An 18,079-nucleotide genomic window follows, 5' to 3' on the forward strand; every position below is an offset into this window, starting at 1 on the left:
TTAATCATATGCCTAATACTATACTGAGAGAACAAGAAGTTTTCATGTTACGTGGAGAGATGGAGATATTAATGAATGAACGTCAATGCCTGTTGGATACCACAGGAGCTGCAGCCATATTTGTGGCTAATCTGGATAGTACCTTATTGCCGGATTCGGCCTGTCAAGCAGCTAAGGTTTTATCAAATTCTTTAAATAAGCTACCTGAAGAGACCTTGCGGGATGCGCTGGAGAAGGTGAAATCAGAGTTTGCAGTTCGTGCATGAACAGAAAACAGATTTAGTCACGCCTAAGGTTGGACTTGTTCTAACCGGGGGTGGGGCACGTGCTGCATATCAAGTGGGCGTATTGCGTGCCATTGCTGAGCTATTGCCCGATAAGACACGCAATCCTTTTCCTGTCATTTGTGGAACTTCCGCGGGCGCCATTAATGCAACCAGCATTGCAGTTTCAGCGAGCAATTTTGCTGAGGGCGTGGAGCAACTTGAAGCTGTTTGGTCGAATTTTCATGTCAATCAGATTTATCGCTCAGATTTTATGGGCGTCATGCATAACACTTTACGCTGTCTGCTTTCTTTAGTATCGAATGAATATAGTCAACATAATGCGATTTCCCTCCTGGACAACGCACCCTTAGAAGCTTTATTAAAAAATCGCTTTCCGTTTCGCTCTATTCAATATTCTATCCGTTCTGGAGCGTTGCATGCGCTGGGACTAACCGCATGGGGCTATACGTCGGGGCAATCGGTTACCTTTTATCAGGCAGCCAGGGAAGTGACGCCGTGGAAAAGGGCGCAAAGATTAGGTGTTCCTGTTGACATTGGTGTCGAGCATTTGATGGCTTCTTCGTCAATACCGTTTATTTTTCCCTCCGTGAAACTGAACCGCGAATACTTCGGTGATGGCTCAATGCGTCAGATGGCGCCCATCAGCCCGGCACTGCATTTGGGGGCAGATAAGGTGCTGATTATTGGTGTACGCAAAGCTGTTACTGACGAACCTGAACGCGTGAGCGCTTCGAGTTACCCCCCCTTTGCGCAGATTGCAGGGCATGCGCTAAATAGTATATTTGTTGATAGCTTGGATGTAGATCTGGAACGTTTGTTGCGAATTAATGAAACACTCAAACTGATTCCTCCTGAAGTATTTAAAGCAAAAAATATATCGTTGCGTCCTGTTGAAGCGATGATGATATCGCCCAGCGAAGGCATTAACGAAATCGCGCAAAAATATACGCATACCTTACCGTGGATCATGCGTTATCTGTATCGTGCGATTGGTGCAATGGGCCCCAATGGCTCAACTTTATTAAGTTACGTGTTGTTTGAAGCCCCTTTTTGCCGAGAGTTGATTGAATTGGGGTATAGAGATACCTTGCAACAGAAAGATGAGCTTTTGAAGTTCATAGGCGTGCAAGACAAGGTATAGAAAATGCCGTGGTCACTTTTTATTGGATTGAAATTCTCTTAGGGAAAATAAATGGATTTTGATAGTCCGCAATTCTGGATTGCAGTCATGCAGATCATTGCGATTGATATTGTGTTGGGTGGCGATAATGCCGTCGTGATTGCGCTTGCCTGTCGGCGCCTGCCTGAGAAACAACGCAAGCTTGGCATTTTCTGGGGTGTTTTTGGTGCCATTATTTTACGTGTGGTGCTGATCTTTTTTGCGTTGAGTCTGCTGGCTATCCCTTACTTAAAGATTGTCGGCGCGGCTTTATTGATATGGATCGGTGTCAAATTACTGCAACCGGAACCGGAAGGGGCGCACGAAATCGATGCCAGTACGACCTTAGTGGGTGCTATCAAAACGATTATTGTGGCGGATGCTGTGATGAGTCTTGATAATGTGATTGCTATCGCTGGGGCGGCTAAGGACGATATTGGGCTGGTGATTTTCGGTTTGGTGATTAGTGTGCCTATCATTGTGTGGGGCAGTCAATTGGTGATGAAGGTCATGGATCGTTATCCGGTAACGATTGCCATTGGTGCTGGACTGTTGGGATGGATTGCTGGTGACATGGTTGTTACTGATGTAGTCACGAAGGAGTGGGTCAGTACGCAGGCGAAGTATTTACAGTGGATCGCACCGGCCGCTGCTGCTGTATTGATAATTGTGACGGGGAAAGTGTTGGCTGCCCGGAAACCAGCTAAACCCAAACCATTGGAAGATTTGGCCGATGAAAAGATTTCCAAACATTAACTTCCGTATAAAAAATTGAGAGACTGATCATGTTAAAAATCCTGCTACCCGTAGATGGTTCTGAGAATTCTAGTAAAACAGTGGCTGACTTTATTCAATTACTGGATTGGTACAAGGAAAAACCGGAGTTTCACTTGTTGAATGTGCAATATCCGCTGGATGGAAATGTTTCATTGTTTATTAATCAGGCGGACATTAAGCAATACCATCAGGAAGAAGCCTTAAAAAGCCTGCAAAATACTCGCGATTTACTTGATCAAGCTGGGATTTCTTACCAGTATCATATTATTGTCGGTGATCCCGCTGAAATGATCGTTCGCTTCGCTACTGAAAAACAATACGATCAAATCATCATGGGGCCGCGTGGAAAGGGAGGCCTAAGCGGCTTGTTGCTTGGGTCAGTAACCAACAAAGTAATGCAATTATCAAATATTCCTGTGTTATTGATCAAATAATGAATTGCTGAGGTAAATCTATTGAAACTCAGAGTCTTGGGGTGTAGCGGAGGGATTGGAGGCGGCGCACAGACCACCGCTATGCTGCTGGATGATGATGTTTTGATTGATGCAGGAACGGGTGTGGGAAGTCTGGGTGTTGCGGAGATGGTCAAAATTGATCATATCTTTGTCACCCATGCCCACTTGGATCATGTGGCTTTTATTCCTTTTCTAGTCGATACTGTTGGTTCTATACGTACCAAACCCCTAACCATCCATGCGATACAAGCGACATTGGATATATTGCAGGCGCACTTGTTTAATTGGCAGATTTGGCCGGATTTCACCAAAATTCCAGATAATAACTTGCCCTACATGCGTTACGAAGCTTTATCACTCGGTCATACAATTGAGTTGAATGGACGAAAAATCACACCGTTGCCTGCGAATCATGTGATTCCGGCTGTTGGTTATCAATTGGATTCCGGTCGTGGGAGTCTTGTATTTACCGGCGATACAACGACTAATGATGCGCTCTGGACAGCCGTTAATAAAATTGAGAACCTCAAGTATTTAATCATTGAATCAGCTTTCTGCAATAAGAAGAGGGATATTGCAATCAGGTCTAAACATCTGTGCCCCAGTTTATTGGCGGAAGAATTGGAAAAACTTGAACAGACTGCGGAAATATTTATTACACACCTGAAACCCAGTGAAGCAGATGCCATTATGCGCGAAATACAGCAATGCATAGGAAGATATAGTCCGCGCCGGCTTGAGAACGATCAATTATTCGAATTCTAGGAAATTCTGGAGAACCGATACCATGAATACAACTGTAACGACACCACGCAAACAAACGAATGCGACTGATATCAGTAACGAATTGAATTTTGCTAAAAATTTGCAGATGGTTATTAACAAAATAAACACTGCCAATGATATCGACGAAATCATGCTGGAAGTTAGCAAGGATATCTGTACATTGTTCAATGCGGATCGATTGACTGTCTATGCGTTGAGCGACGATAAGTCTTTTTTTACTTCCCGGGTTAAAACTGGATTTGATTCTTTCCAGGACCTGAGATTGCCGGTGGCAGAAAACAGCATTGTTGGTTTTTCGGGTTTGCAGAAGCAAGTCATCAATATTGAGGATGTTTACAATAAGAGCGAGTTAAAACAAATCAATCCAATGCTTGTCTTTTCGCATGAAGTTGATAAGCGTACCGGGTATCGAACTAAACAGATGGTGGTGGCGCCGATCCTGAATGCAGATAATCAGGAACTGTTGGGTGTGGTCCAGGCCATTAATAACAGGAGTAACCAGCCATTCCCGGTAGCAACTGCTGTTGAAGGTATGATTGAGATCTGTAAGACTCTTGCAATTATATTTAAACAGCGCCAGAAGCCTGTTCAGCTACTTAAATCGAAATACGATTATTTGATTTTCGATGCGGTGATTTCTGCCGCCGAGTTTGAGTTAGCGACGCGTTCGGCGCGAAAAAAAGGGTGTGATCTGGAAGATGTGTTGCTCGACGAATTCCAGATTGGTTTGCCGATCATCGGCAAAGCGCTTTCTTCATTTTTTTCGGTCCGGTACGAGCCTTTTAAAAAGGATCGGATTCGGCCGATGGATTTGCTTAAAAATTTAAAAAAGGACTATGTCGAAAGTAATTCCTTGTTGCCGATTGATGAAATTAAAGAAGGGCTGGTGGTTCTCACATTGGATCCTGAGCGGGTTAAGTCGCAGCGCATCGCCAACACTATTTTCCCCAAGAATAAGATTATCTATGCGGTTACCACCAAGCGTGAATTTAATGCAACGGTTGAACAGTTCTATGGTGGCCAACAGAGTGAAAGTGATACAGGCGATATTAATGAGATGCTGTTTAATCTTGCGGATGAGAATGTTGAAGAAGGGTTCAACGAAATTGAGGAATCCGCAGAAGCTTCAGACAATGAGTTGGTCAAGCTCGTCAATAAAATCATTATCGATGCCTATAAGATGGGGGTATCGGATATTCATGTCGAACCTTACACAGGAAAAGAGAAAACCAAAATCCGCTTTCGCAAGGATGGCTCATTAATGTCTTATATCGAGGTTCCGGCCAGTTATCGTAATCCGCTGGTGACACGCATTAAGATCATGTGTGATATGGATATCTCCGAGAAGCGCAGGCCGCAGGATGGCAAGATTAAGTTCAGGAAATTTGCGCCATTGGATATTGAATTACGCGTTGCGACTATTCCTTCAGCGGGCGGGTTGGAAGATGTCGTCATGCGTATTTTGGCCACCGGCGAACCGATTCCGCTGGATAATATGGGGTTTACCGCGCACAATTTGGAGGAGCTGAAAAAAATAATCAGTAAACCGTATGGGCTTTTTTTTGTGTGTGGCCCAACCGGCTCGGGTAAAACGACCACGTTGCATTCGGTGTTGAAGTACCTCAATCGCACAGAAACCAAAATCTGGACAGCGGAAGATCCGGTTGAAATTACCCAAAAGGGATTGCGGCAGGTACAAATCAATGTTAAGGCAGGTTTGACTTTTCCGGTCATCATGCGGTCTTTCCTGCGTGCCGATCCGGATATCATTATGGTCGGTGAGATGCGCGACAAGGAAACCACCAGTATCGGGATTGAGGCTTCATTAACGGGACATCTGGTTTTGGCGACATTGCATACCAATAGCGCGCCGGAATCTGTGACCCGCTTGTTGGATATGGGGATGGATCCGTTTAATTTTGCCGATGCTTTGCTGGGCGTTTTAGCGCAACGGCTGGCGAAGCGTCTGTGTAAATGTAAAGAATCATATGTGGCCAGCGAACATGAAATCAAATCTTTATTAACAGAATATTGTGATGAATTGAATCATATTGACCGGTTTAAAGCGAATCCGGAAGCCGCCTACCAAGAAGTTCATGATCAATGGGTCAAACAATACGGTGATGACGCGGGGCAGATTATCTTGTGTAAACCAGCCGGTTGTGATGACTGTGCCGGTACTGGTTATTCGGGCCGGGTAGGGTTGCATGAACTGATGATTGCAAGTGACGCATTGAAAAAGAATATCCAGGAACATGCCCGCGTCGCGGAAATGCTAGTGACGGCATTGGATGATGGGATGCGAACGCTGAAGCAAGATGGGATCGAGAAGGTGTTGCAGGGAGTTACCGATATGCATCAGGTGCGGGTGGTTTGTATCAAGTAATTGTTTTCCTTGGTATGTTACTAAAATAGATTTCGTTGTGGTGTGTTTAAAGTGACAAAAATTGTCACTTTCTGACGTAATAAGTCATAGGTGAAGCATAGATAATCTTCGTCGAGATCTTCCTGATGTATCCCGTATCCTTTTCCAATCAGGTGTCATTTCCAATTAAGAAAGCATTGGAATAATGCACATTGGTTATTCCAATAGGAACGAGTAATCTTTGTTAATCAGCAATATCGATTTCTTGCTGTGCTTGCGATGATGAATAACCAGAGATTGCTGATAAGGAATGCTTGGTTTGTGGGATATTGAGAAACGCTCAATGTTCTGGGCCAGATGTGGAAAAGGCGCAATGCCCTTTGGGTAATGCGCCTTTCAACTTACGAGTTCAATCGGGCCTAACCCTGTTGAATTCTAAATAAGCACTTTAACATACAGCAAGATTTACACAGGTGCCTGTTTTTGCCCAAGTTAGCATTGCACCGGTACCCGCCGCTGCGATTGTAGGAGTATAGATTATAGTTGCTCCTCCAGAGGCTGCTGTTCCGGTTGCAGTGATAGTGCCGTTTGCAGCGACAGCTATAGAAGCGAGATTTGGAGTGGCGACAGTGACTGCAGGAGGCACTCCATTAGTGCCTGAACCGCAAGCAGTTAGAGCGGTCGTATTAAGATAACAAGCTTCAACGCCTAGTTTAAAAGGGCCGGTGGCACTGATTACTTCAGAGAAACGAGCTTTTTGAACATATGTCTGATATGCAGGTACTGCAATAGCAGCCAATATACCAATGATGGCCACAACGATCATTAATTCGATAAGTGTAAAACCTTTTTGTGCTTGTTGCATTTGTTATTCTCCTTTAGGTTGAGTCGGGACACACTGCGTGTGCGCGGTTTATAGGAAGCATAAATCGTGCCAGAATCTTTCTTTACAACAAAATTGTAAAGTAACGATGTGCTTATTTATCCAACGAATTGTGTTTTTTAATCTCGCTTCGAGTGCCAATCCGTATTTTAAGTTTCATTTTCATTGTACAGTGACCCGGTACAATTCGTATCAATCCCCAAATACTTTCTCCCACAGCGTCAGTACGGCCATGCGATCGTCTTTTAAATGGCTGCCTTCTACGCGGGTAAATTTCTGCGCTTGCCCATCAATGGGCACACCGCCTGTCATATCCGCATCGCCATTTAATCGCTGGCGGTGCTGGATACGCCGGAATTCCCGGTAAGCGGAGCGTACTTGCTCGGCCGTGTCGATGGGGATCAGTCCCAGTTCGCCAGCCAGTTTTAACAGTGCGATATTGCCGATATTGCCGGTTAATTGAGGATATTGGCAGGAATATCCCAGCACCAGGTACTGAACAATGAATTCGACATCGATAATGCCGCCGCGGTCGTGTTTGATGTCAAATAATGGGGTTGGATTGGGATGAACGTCCAGCATCTTTTCGCGCATTTTTAAAATATCTTGCTTGAGTTCGATTAAGTTGCGCGGTTTACACAGAATTTCTTTGCGCGTGTTTTCGAAAGCTTCTGCTACCTGCAAATCACCGGCTACAAAGCGCGCCCGGGTCAGGGCCTGATGTTCCCAGACCCAGGCCTGCTCCCGCTGGTATTGCGCAAAAGCTTCCATCGAACTGACCAGTAAGCCGGTGGCGCCGTTGGGACGCAGGCGCAAATCTGTCTCATACAGTAAGCCTGCTGAGGTGTGGCGGGTGAGCCAGGCGTTGATGCTTTGTCCAAGTTTGGTATAGATCTCCGCGGCATCGGGGTGATCGTCTTCATAAAGAAAAATCAAGTCGAGATCAGACGCGTATCCGAGTTCTTTTCCTCCCAGCTTGCCATAACCGATGATGGCAAAAACAGGCTTTTCGTGATGGCGTTTTTTTAAACCGGACCAAGCCAGATCGAGCACTGTGTCCAGAATCAGATCGGCCAATGCGGTCAAGTGATCGCTCAGTGTCTCGAGCACCAATGTGCCTTCCAGATCGGTAACCAATAACCGGAATACCTGGGCGTGCTGGAAGTGCCGCAGCACATCCATCTGCCATTCGACAACATCATTTTTTGGATTGTTGACATGATTCAATTGATAAATGAGTTCGTTGTGCAGTGCATTCCAGTCCGGGACGGGATGCGGTGCGTCATGGCGTAATAATTCATCCAGCAAAATAGGGTGTCGTGCCAGATAGTCGCTGGCCCATTGGCTGATGCTGACAAGTTCAGCTACGCGCTGCAGTGTATGGGGATGTTCCAGTAAAAGCGCCAGATAGGATGTGTGCGGGCTAATCTTTTCCAGTAATTGCAGCATGCGCTCCAGTGTGGTTTCAACTGGCGGATGCGCTGCCGCCACTTCAATCAGCATCGGAACCAGTGTGTTGATTTGTTGCTGACTGGATTCGGCGAGTTGATGATAGAAAGTGCCTTGATAAAATAATCGTAATCGTTCCGAAATTTTTGCAGGCTCAGTAAATCCCATGGTGCTGAGTTGTGTGGCGGCGGCTTCCGTTTGCGAGATATCCTGTGTCTCAGCTTGCCACAGATAGGCCAACATGTCATGAGTGGATGATTTCCTCGGGGTTGCAAAAATCAGCTCAAAATGACGCGTCACATTCTTGCGGTGGATGTCCAACTGTTGCATAAAACTGACATAATTGGGGAATCCCATAGCGGTTGCTATCAGATGCTCATCGGTTGGATTCAGAGGTAGTGTCTGTGTCTGTTGATCATCCAGGTACTGGAGACGATGTTCCAGTGTACGCAGAAAGTGATAAGCATTCGTGAGTTCCGCGACAGCTTGTTGCGGAAGCTGTTGTTTATTCTGCAAGCGATGCAACACACCTAATGTGGGTCGAATACACAAATCCACATCGCGGCCCCCCCGGATCAATTGAAAAACCTGCGTAATAAATTCTATTTCACGAATGCCCCCGGGTCCCAGTTTGATGTTGTCGTGCATTTCACGACGCTCGACTTCCTTGCGCAATTGCGCATGTAAACGACGCATTGATTCGTAAGCGCCGAAGTCCAGATACTTGCGAAATACAAACGGCCTGACAATTTTCTCCGTAAGGGTTGATGCAGCTTCGGTATCCGCGTGACCTGCAATTACCCGGCCTTTGATCCAGGCATACCGTTCCCATTCCCGTCCTTGTTTGATGAAATATTCTTCCAGCATAGGAAAGCTGATCGCCAAAGGACTGTTTTCTCCATGCGGGCGCAAGCGCATGTCAACGCGGAATACATAACCATCTACCGTATAGTCATTGAGACTGGCAATCAGTTTGCGGCCGAGGCGGGCAAAAAATTCATGGTTTGAAATGGGTTTGGCGCCATTGGTTTCGCCATCTTCCGGGTAAACGAAGATCAAATCAACATCGGATGATACGTTGAGTTCACCACCGCCCAGCTTACCCATGGCTACGACCAGCATACGCTGAAGCGCATTGCTTTGTTCTCCGATGGGTAATCCAAAGCGACCGGCTTGCGTTAGCCAGTTTTCATGGTACTTAAGCGCAAAATTGATGGTGACTTCGGCGAGCTCAGTCATGCTGGTCATTACTTCGGATAAATCAGCTTGACCGCTGATATCACGTATGGCCAATCGGAGCATAACTTGCTTGCGTAAATCGCGCAGTGCGCGATGTAAAATTTCTTCGTTGGTGATCAGTGCGGAATGAGAATTCAGGAACGCCAACATTTCCTCTCTTTTGAAAGAAGTTTGAAGCGTTGATAGCAATACAATTTTTCGTGCGGGTTCGCTGTCTATTATGCGTTGTGCATAACGACTAAAAGGCAATGCGGCGGTGAGCGTTGCATCCGGTGAGTGCTTGATAGTGTGCATAATATTAAGCGATAAATTTTATAGAATAACAAAGCCTATGTTTGCTTATATCAGATAAAGCATAAATCAAATTAGAACGTTGTCAGAGTAAATGCTAGAATCCAGTTTAGCAAAGCGCGAATCCTTGATTTTATATGGAATAATTAGGAAGTGCGCTTGATAATAACGAGAATTCATGAAGGTTTCAGTCAATAATCAATTTTATTCTTGAAATCCTGAAGATCAGAGCAAATGAAAAATGTTAAACAATACCACTAAACAACAGCAGCCAATGATTGAAAACGAGAAACGTAAAGGTTTCCACGTAGCTGCCATCCAAATGGCCTCGGGGCCGAGTGTGTCTGCAAATTTGGAAGAAGCGGCGCGCTTGATAGAAGATGCAGCTTCTCGAAAAGCCAAACTGATTGTGTTACCGGAGTATTTTTGTATTATGGGGATGAAAGATACGGATAAGTTGGCTGTCCGGGAGCAACCTGGCGACGGGCAAATACAGAGATTTCTCAGTGATACGGCGAAACGTTTGGGGGTATGGTTGGTGGGCGGATCGGTGCCATTGGCGTCTCCCGAGACGGATAAGGTTTATAATAGTTGCTTAGTTTATGCAGATAATGGAGAACAGGTTGCACGCTACGACAAAATTCATTTGTTTGGCTTGCAATTGGGCAATGAGTATTATGCCGAGGAAAAAACCATTAAAGCAGGGAATAAAGTAGTGACTGTAGATTCTCCATTTGGCCGCATTGGTTTATCGATATGTTACGATCTGCGGTTTCCGGAGTTGTTCCGCATGATGAATAAAGTTGATATCATCTTGGCACCTGCGGCATTTACTGCGATTACCGGAAAAGCGCATTGGGAAGTGTTGGTCCGTGCACGTGCGGTTGAGAATATGGCTTATGTGATAGCGCCCGGGCAAGGCGGTTATCATGTGAACGGACGTGAGACGAATGGGGACAGTATGATTGTCGATCCCTGGGGTGTTGTGATGGAGCGTTTGCCGCGTGGTTCCGGAGCCGTGGTGGCGACAATCGATCCAGAGTATCAGACCAGTTTACGGGCGAACTTGCCCGCATTAGATCATCGAATCTTGCAGTACTGTTAAGCTTCTAAAAATTTATAATTAACAGATTCTCCAAGCTGCTGTGTAATCTATGCATGGTTTATTGAACGCTCCGTCGGCTTTTATAACTAAATTGGGTGAGTGTAATTATCGGTTGCAGTATCGTGCTGTGTCGGAGAGTGTTTTTTGAGTGAATGACTCCTGAAATGACCGTTGGGTTGGGTGCAGTTTTTTGGATGGGCAGTGAATAAAATAAATCAGATATGATGACGACTGAATGTATGACAGAAACAAAAGATTTTTATGCAATTGCCGACAGTTGCTTGTTGTCGCCATATGATATCGATGCTGCTCGATTGCAACAAGTATTGGGTCAAATACTGACGCATAATATTGATTACGCTGATCTCTATTTTCAGTACAATCGTTCAGAAGGTTGGATGCTGGAAGAAGGCATTGTTAAATCGGGCAGTTTCAATATCGAGCAGGGCGTTGGTGTTCGCGCTATCAGTGGGGAAAAGACCGGGTTTGCTTATTCGGATGACATCAGTATGCCAGCGCTTGTATCGGCTGCTCAAGCAACACGGGCAATTGCCAATCAAGGCGGAGCGCACTCAGTACAAGTGGTGAAACGTAATCAAATGGGGCGGCAGACGCAGCTTTATTTACCGGAAGATCCGATAGCAAGTCTTAAGGATGCAGATAAAGTAGCATTATTGGAGAGGTTAGAACGCTATACCCGGCAGCTTGATCGACGGATTACTCAGGTGGTCGCTTCACTCGCTGGTGAGTATGAAGTTGTATTGGTAACACGCAGCGATGGATTGCTTGCAGCTGATGTCAGACCGCTGGTTCGATTGTCGTTGCAGGTGATTGCTGAAGAAAATGGCCGTCGTGAGCAAGGTGTGGCCGGTGGTGGCGGGCGCTTCAGCTATGCTTATTTCACCGATGAGATTTTGCAGGATTATGCGCAAAAAGCTGTCCATCAGGCGGTGGTTAATCTGGATGCGCGTCCTGCACCGGCTGGCACCATGACGGTTGTTCTGGGGAGTGGCTGGCCCGGGATATTGCTGCATGAAGCAATTGGTCATGGATTGGAAGGGGATTTCAACCGGAAAGGCAGCTCGGCTTTTTCGGGGCGCGTGGGTGAACGCGTTGCTGCTCCCGGCGTTACGGTTGTCGACGATGGAACAATTCCGCAGAGACGCGGGTCGTTAAATGTTGATGACGAAGGTAATCCGACACAATGTACTGTATTGATAGAAGATGGCATACTGAGAGGCTATTTGCAGGACAGCCTGAATGCCCGTTTGATGGATTTACCCGTGACCGGGAATGGCCGGCGTGAGTCTTTCGCGCATATACCGATGCCGCGCATGACCAATACGTATATGCTGAATGGTGATAAGGATCCTGCGGAAATTATCGCTTCAGTGAAGCATGGTTTGTACGCAGCAAATTTTGGCGGCGGACAAGTCGACATTACCAGCGGGAAATTTGTTTTCTCGGCAGCTGAAGCTTACATGATTGAAGATGGAAAAATCACCTATCCGGTTAAAGGCGCTACGCTGATTGGTAACGGACCCGATGTATTGACGCGGGTTTCCATGATCGGAAACGATATGTTGTTGGATCCGGGTGTAGGAACATGTGGTAAAGAAGGACAAAGTGTGCCGGTTGGCGTTGGGCAACCGACATTACGCATCGATGGATTGACTGTAGGTGGTACAGGAATTTGACGGTACGATGATGGAGCTTTTACTGTTAGAATATTTTATAACTTGTTGAAATTGATATTGGGATGCAGAAAGCATGAGTGTGGAATTGACCGGCGCTGAAATTACAATACGTTGTTTGCAGGAAGAGGGCGTGCGTTGTATTTTCGGCTATCCTGGCGGGGCAGTATTGTTTATTTATGATGAATTATTCAAGCAGGATAAAGTCCGGCATATATTGGTGCGTCATGAACAGGCCGCAGTACATGCAGCAGATGGTTATGCCCGCTCTAGCAATAATGTGGGTGTGGCGCTGGTTACTTCGGGGCCAGGCGTGACCAATGCAGTAACAGGTATTGCAACAGCTTATATGGATTCAATCCCTATGGTGATTATCAGCGGGCAAGTGCCCACTAGTGCCATTGGTTTGGATGCATTTCAGGAAGTTGATACGGTGGGTATTACACGTCCTTGTGTCAAACATAATTTTCTGGTTAAGGATATAACCGAGCTGGCACAGACTATTAAAAAAGCCTTCTATATTGCTTCGACAGGTCGTCCCGGTCCTGTGCTGGTGGATATACCCAAAGATGTTTCGCAACAAAAAACCAAATTTGTTTACCCGGACAAGATAACCATGCGGTCCTATAATCCGGTGACTAAGGGACATTCCCGGCAAATTAAGAGAGCTGCAGAATTGATCCTCAGCGCCAAACGCCCAGTGATCTATGCAGGCGGTGGCGTGATATTAAGTGATGCTGCGCCACAGTTAACCGAATTGGTGCAAATGCTGAATTTTCCTTGCACTAATACGCTGATGGGATTGGGCGGATATCCTGCGACGGATAAGCAATCCTTGGGTATGCTGGGTATGCACGGTACGTATGAAGCTAACATGGCAATGCAATATTGTGATGTGCTGGTAGCTGTGGGTGCACGCTTTGATGATCGTGTGATTGGTAACCCCAAGCATTTCTCTAATGAAAATAGAAAAATCATTCATATTGATATAGATCCGTCATCCATTTCCAAACGCGTTAAGGTTGATGTGCCGATTGTGGGCGATGTTCTGGATGTGCTGAAAGAGCTCATTAAACTGCTTAAAACCGGAAAGGAAAAGCCCGATCAGGCTGCATTGAAAGAGTGGTGGAAGCAGATTGAACTATGGCGTGAGCGGGATTGCCTTAAATATGATCGTGAAAGTAAGATTATTAAACCACAAATGGTAATTGAGAAATTGTTCAATATCACCAAAGGGGATGCATTTATCACCTCGGATGTCGGACAACATCAAATGTGGGCTGCACAATTTTATAAATTCGATAAACCGCGACGCTGGATTAATTCCGGTGGATTGGGCACGATGGGTTTCGGTATGCCTGCCGCAATGGGTGTCCAACTGGCTAACCCGAAAGGCAAAGTGGCTTGTATCACGGGTGAGGCGAGCATTCAGATGTGTATTCAGGAATTATCAACCTGCAAGCAATATAAACTTCCTCTAAAAATCATTAACTTGAATAATCGGTACATGGGTATGGTAAGGCAATGGCAGGAGTTTTTTCACGGTAATCGCTATGCGGAGTCCTATATGAATGCACTCCCGGATTTTGTGAAGCTGGCTGAAAGCTACGGACATGTCGGGATGAAAATTGAGCGGCCAGAAGATGTGGAAGGTGCCTTGAAGGAAGCATTTAAAATGAAGGATCAACTGGTATTCATGGACTTTATTACCGATCAAACTGAGAACGTTTTTCCCATGGTGCCGGGTGGTAAAGGGCTTTCTGAAATGATTCTGGTGTAGAAAATAAATGCGACATATTATTTCTTTATTGATGGAAAATGAAGCAGGTGCTTTGTCTCGCGTAGCAGGCCTGTTTTCAGCTCGTGGCTACAATATTGAATCACTTTCCGTAGCACCAACTGAAGATCCAACGTTGTCACGAATGACAGTAGTGACTATTGGCTCTGATGAGGTGGTGGAACAAGTGACCAAGCAATTGAATAAGTTGATTGAAGTTGTAAAAATAATCGACTTGAATGAAGGTAATCATATAGAGCGCGAGTTAATGCTGGTCAAAGTACGTGCGATTGGTTCAGATCGGGAAGAAATCAAACGGCTGGTTGAAATTTTTCGTGGTTGTATTATTGATGTCACAGACAAATCCTATACCATCGAGTTAACGGGCACCAGCTCGAAACTGGATGCGTTTCTCGAAGCAGTAGAACGGAGCGCCGTTCTGGAAACAGTGCGTACAGGTGCTTCCGGTATAGGGCGCGGGGAATGGATTTTAAAGGTATAATCCCTATTTGCTGATTAATCCGAATCTTAAAGTGAGCAATCCAGAGCAATTTATACTTTGAATAAAGCATTCTCGCTATTGTTCGCCCGTTTCTATCCTAATTTTGTTTAAAAGGAAAATAATGAAAGTTTATTACGATAAAGATGCAGATCTGTCTCTTATTAAAGGAAAAAAAGTAACTATCTTGGGTTATGGCTCACAGGGGCATGCACATGCTAATAATTTGAGTGAATCGGGAGTAAAAGTTACGGTTGGTCTGCGTAAGGGCGGAGCATCCTGGAATAAAGCGGAAAACGCTGGATTAACGGTCAAGGAAGTAGCTGAAGCGGTTAAGGATGCAGATGTTGTCATGGTTTTATTGCCCGACGAACAGATTGGATCAGTCTATAAAGCGGAGATCGAACCAGGGCTGAAAAGAAATGCTACTGTAGCATTTGCTCATGGTTTCAGTGTTCACTATGGGCAGGTAAGCCCGCGTGAAGATCTTGATGTGATCATGATTGCACCTAAGGGCCCTGGTCATTTGGTTCGCTCCACGTATCTGCAGGGCGGTGGCGTACCTTCACTGATTGCAGTGCATCAGGATAAATCAGGTAAAGCACGCGATTTGGCGCTATCTTATGCAGCTGCGAATGGCGGTACGCGAGGCGGGGTGATCGAGACCAGTTTCCGTGAAGAGACTGAAACAGACTTGTTTGGCGAGCAGGTTGTATTATGTGGCGGTTTGACTGCGCTGATACAAGCCGGCTTTGAAACTCTAGTAGAGGCTGGCTATGCACCGGAAATGGCTTATTTTGAGTGCTTGCATGAGGTAAAACTTATTGTAGATTTGATTTATGAAGGCGGTATCGCAAATATGCGCTATTCCATTTCCAATAATGCGGAATATGGCGATGTGTCACGTGGGCCGCGCATTATTACCGATGAAACACGTGCAGAAATGCGCAAAATATTACGCCAGATTCAGACGGGTGAATACGCCCGGGAATTTATTTTGGAAAATCAATCCGGGGCGCCTGTACTTAAATCAAGCCGCCGTATAGCATCCGAACATCAAATTGAACAAGTGGGTGCAAAGTTGCGCGATATGATGCCGTGGATCAAGAAAAACAAACTCGTGGACCAAGTGAAAAACTAGAGAATTGTTGTTTCTTCTATGATTTGAACTTTGGTTTCTTCACCATTCAAACTCTTGTTGTAATTTATTTATGGCTCACTATCCTCATCCTATCATTGCTCGCGAAGGTTGGCTTCATATTGTCATTGCGTTTTCTGCCGCATTGGGCGCAACGTTTTTATTTGGCTGGCTTTGGGCAATTCCATTTTGGGTGATTGCTTTATTCGTTTTACAGTTTTTCCGTGATCCACCCCGAGAAATCCCACTGGATCCAAATGCCATTTTAGCACCGGCTGACGGCAGAATTGTTGCCGTGGAAAAGACTCAGGACCCTTATCTGGAGCGCGAGGCCGTTAAGATTAGCGTTTTTATGAATGTTTTCAATGTACATTCCAATCGCAGCCCAGTCGATGGCGAGGTGCGGGATAAATGGTATTTTCCAGGGAAATTCATCAATGCGGATTTGCCGAAAGCTTCGCTGGAAAATGAACGGAATGCACTCTGGATTAAAGCCGTGAATGGCGCTGATGTAACCTGTGTTCAAGTGGCTGGATTAATCGCGAAACGTATTCTTTGTCATGTTTCTCCGGGCGATCATCTGACGCGTGGTCAACGCTTTGGTTTTATCCGGTTTGGTTCGAGAGTGGATGTTTATTTGCCGCTGAATACTAAAATTAATGTCAATATTGGTGATAAAGTGTCGGCAACACTGACGATATTGGCGGAATTTCGTGACGAAGCAAAAGCAGTTAGTTGAAGAAGATATATTTCGCCGTTCTCCATATTGGAGTTTTGGTACCAACGAACGGCATTGCACTGAAAATTCTTTTTACGAGATGCTTGAGATTAATTATCAACTAGAATATTTTTACTGTTAGCATTCTTTTTACAATAAACCAATAATGCCTGATTCTCTACCAGAACGTCTTGTGCTCAAGTCTCGATTGCGGCGTCGTGGTATTTACTTATTGCCTAACTTATTTACCACAGCCGCTTTGTTTGCGGGTTTTTATGCCATTGTGCAGGCGATGAATGGAAATTTCGAATCTTCAGCAGTAGCCGTTTTTATAGCCATGGTGTTGGATGGATTGGATGGTCGAGTGGCACGGCTGACAGGTACGCAAAGCGAGTTTGGGGCCGAATACGATAGTATGTCGGATATGGTTTCTTTTGGTGTCGCACCTGCACTGATTGTGTATGAGTGGGCTTTGAAAGATATGGATCAATGGGGCTGGATTATCGCATTTATTTACTGTGCATGTGCGGCTTTGCGGCTTGCGCGATTCAATACCAATATAGAAGTGGTTGATAAGCGTTTTTTTCAAGGCCTGCCCAGTCCTGCCGCAGCCGCATTAATCGCAGGACTTGTTTGGGTAATGCTTAATTTTCAAGTGCAAGGGAGTGATGTAAAATGGCTTGCTAGCATCGTTACCTTATTTGCTGCTTTAACCATGGTCAGTAATATTCCTTATTATAGTGGTAAAGAAATTAATTTACGTCGCCGGGTTCCATTCTTTACGGTCTTGTTATTAGTACTGTTCTTTTTTGTTTTAATTCCCAGTCACCCGCCGCTTGTATTATTTTTTCTGTTTGCGGCGTATGCATTTTCGGGTTATTTTGTTAAGTTATGGCGATTTAGTAGAAGTAAAAAGAATAATGAAACACCAAGTTCCTGACGTTTATCTATTGCACAGAAAGAAAAAACTATTTATATTCACCGCCATTATGTTTGCAAAAAATTATAACTACTCGCTGTATTTTCTTTCAGGTCTGATGGCTCTATCGGGACCGTTATTGCGCCTTGCGCGCTAAAATTTTTTACCCCTATTCTTCTTTCTTCCCTATAAAATTCGAAAAACGAGTTTTATCTTACTTTAAGTTTTCTTCCTGAAGTGGAGAGCATAATGCAAGAGCATTTGATTATTTTTGATACGACGTTGCGTGATGGTGAACAAAGTCCTGGTGCGTCCATGACTAAAGAAGAAAAGGTGCGCATCGCCTGGCAGCTGGAACGTATGGGTGTGGATGTTATTGAAGCCGGATTTCCAGCAGCATCTAACGGAGATTTTGAAGCTGTTAAAGCGGTGGCTGACTCGGTGAAAGCAAGTGTGGTATGTGGATTGGCACGTGCGATAGAGGCCGATATTCAGCGTGCAGGTGAAGCGTTAAAAGGTGCACAATCGGCGCGTATCC

General features: G+C 45.2%; 15 protein-coding genes and 1 pseudogene. 14 read left to right on the forward strand and 2 right to left on the reverse strand.

Features of this window, described 5'->3' with window-relative positions:
* Positions 1 to 8: 8 nt before the first annotated feature.
* From QZ942_RS00005 to QZ942_RS00030, 6 genes are read left to right on the forward strand one after another with little or no spacing between them, the layout of a single operon-like run.
* The gene (locus QZ942_RS00005; RefSeq protein WP_292926336.1) at positions 9 to 266 is read left to right on the forward strand and encodes a hypothetical protein; all 258 of its coding nucleotides are present in this window, start codon (positions 9 to 11) and stop codon (positions 264 to 266) included.
* The gene (locus tag QZ942_RS00010; protein WP_292992403.1) at positions 259 to 1,428 is read left to right on the forward strand and encodes a patatin-like phospholipase family protein; all 1,170 of its coding nucleotides are present in this window, start codon (positions 259 to 261) and stop codon (positions 1,426 to 1,428) included. Before QZ942_RS00005 ends, QZ942_RS00010 begins: the two co-directional genes overlap by 8 nt.
* Positions 1,429 to 1,479: 51 nt before the next feature.
* The gene (locus tag QZ942_RS00015) at positions 1,480 to 2,202 is read left to right on the forward strand and encodes a TerC family protein (RefSeq protein ID WP_292992404.1); all 723 of its coding nucleotides are present in this window, start codon (positions 1,480 to 1,482) and stop codon (positions 2,200 to 2,202) included.
* Between the two features lie 29 nt (positions 2,203 to 2,231).
* A complete protein-coding gene (locus tag QZ942_RS00020) occupies positions 2,232 to 2,657 on the forward strand; it encodes a universal stress protein (protein WP_292992405.1) in 426 nt (141 codons plus the stop codon).
* A gap of 21 nt (positions 2,658 to 2,678) precedes the next feature.
* Positions 2,679 to 3,443, forward strand: a complete 765-nt coding sequence (locus QZ942_RS00025) for a 3',5'-cyclic-nucleotide phosphodiesterase (protein ID WP_292992408.1) — start codon at positions 2,679 to 2,681, stop codon at positions 3,441 to 3,443.
* A 22-nt stretch (positions 3,444 to 3,465) separates the two neighbouring features.
* Positions 3,466 to 5,850: an ATPase, T2SS/T4P/T4SS family gene (locus tag QZ942_RS00030; RefSeq protein ID WP_292992409.1), complete on the forward strand. Its 2,385-nt coding sequence runs from the start codon at positions 3,466 to 3,468 to the stop codon at positions 5,848 to 5,850.
* Positions 5,851 to 6,277: 427 nt separating this feature from the next.
* Here the strand turns inward: QZ942_RS00030 and QZ942_RS00035 are convergent, their stop codons facing one another.
* Both QZ942_RS00035 and glnE read right to left on the reverse strand, forming a co-directional pair.
* Positions 6,278 to 6,694, reverse strand: a complete 417-nt coding sequence (locus QZ942_RS00035) for a prepilin-type N-terminal cleavage/methylation domain-containing protein (protein ID WP_292992411.1) — start codon at positions 6,692 to 6,694, stop codon at positions 6,278 to 6,280.
* A gap of 210 nt (positions 6,695 to 6,904) precedes the next feature.
* Positions 6,905 to 9,694, reverse strand: coding sequence for a bifunctional [glutamate--ammonia ligase]-adenylyl-L-tyrosine phosphorylase/[glutamate--ammonia-ligase] adenylyltransferase (gene glnE, locus QZ942_RS00040; protein WP_292992413.1), 2,790 nt, complete (start codon positions 9,692 to 9,694; stop codon positions 6,905 to 6,907).
* Between the two features lie 271 nt (positions 9,695 to 9,965).
* On the opposite strand from glnE, the gene QZ942_RS00045 reads away from it, so the two are divergent.
* The 8 genes and pseudogenes from QZ942_RS00045 to QZ942_RS00080 form a co-directional block, all read left to right on the forward strand.
* A complete protein-coding gene (locus QZ942_RS00045; protein WP_292992422.1) occupies positions 9,966 to 10,796 on the forward strand; it encodes a carbon-nitrogen hydrolase family protein in 831 nt (276 codons plus the stop codon).
* Positions 10,797 to 11,020: 224 nt separating this feature from the next.
* Entirely contained in the window at positions 11,021 to 12,493 is a 1,473-nt protein-coding gene (gene tldD, locus QZ942_RS00050) for a metalloprotease TldD (protein ID WP_292992424.1), read from the forward strand.
* Between the two features lie 73 nt (positions 12,494 to 12,566).
* Complete coding sequence (locus QZ942_RS00055; protein WP_292992415.1) at positions 12,567 to 14,270, forward strand: acetolactate synthase 3 catalytic subunit; 1,704 nt, start codon at positions 12,567 to 12,569, stop codon at positions 14,268 to 14,270.
* 7 nt (positions 14,271 to 14,277) lie between these two features.
* Positions 14,278 to 14,769 carry an acetolactate synthase small subunit gene (gene ilvN / locus QZ942_RS00060; protein WP_292926346.1) on the forward strand — a complete coding sequence of 164 codons (492 nt, stop codon included), beginning with the start codon at positions 14,278 to 14,280 and terminating at the stop codon, positions 14,767 to 14,769.
* A gap of 121 nt (positions 14,770 to 14,890) precedes the next feature.
* Positions 14,891 to 15,907, forward strand: coding sequence for a ketol-acid reductoisomerase (ilvC, locus tag QZ942_RS00065; RefSeq protein WP_292992416.1), 1,017 nt, complete (start codon positions 14,891 to 14,893; stop codon positions 15,905 to 15,907).
* Between the two features lie 70 nt (positions 15,908 to 15,977).
* Complete coding sequence (locus QZ942_RS00070; protein ID WP_292992418.1) at positions 15,978 to 16,643, forward strand: phosphatidylserine decarboxylase; 666 nt, start codon at positions 15,978 to 15,980, stop codon at positions 16,641 to 16,643.
* Positions 16,644 to 16,788: 145 nt separating this feature from the next.
* Entirely contained in the window at positions 16,789 to 17,562 is a 774-nt protein-coding gene (pssA, locus tag QZ942_RS00075; protein ID WP_292992420.1) for a CDP-diacylglycerol--serine O-phosphatidyltransferase, read from the forward strand.
* A 228-nt stretch (positions 17,563 to 17,790) separates the two neighbouring features.
* Positions 17,791 to 18,079: pseudogene (locus QZ942_RS00080) on the forward strand (2-isopropylmalate synthase); the annotation flags it as partial.

Source organism: Nitrosomonas sp., assembly GCF_021731985.1.
Classification (GTDB): domain Bacteria; phylum Pseudomonadota; class Gammaproteobacteria; order Burkholderiales; family Nitrosomonadaceae; genus Nitrosomonas.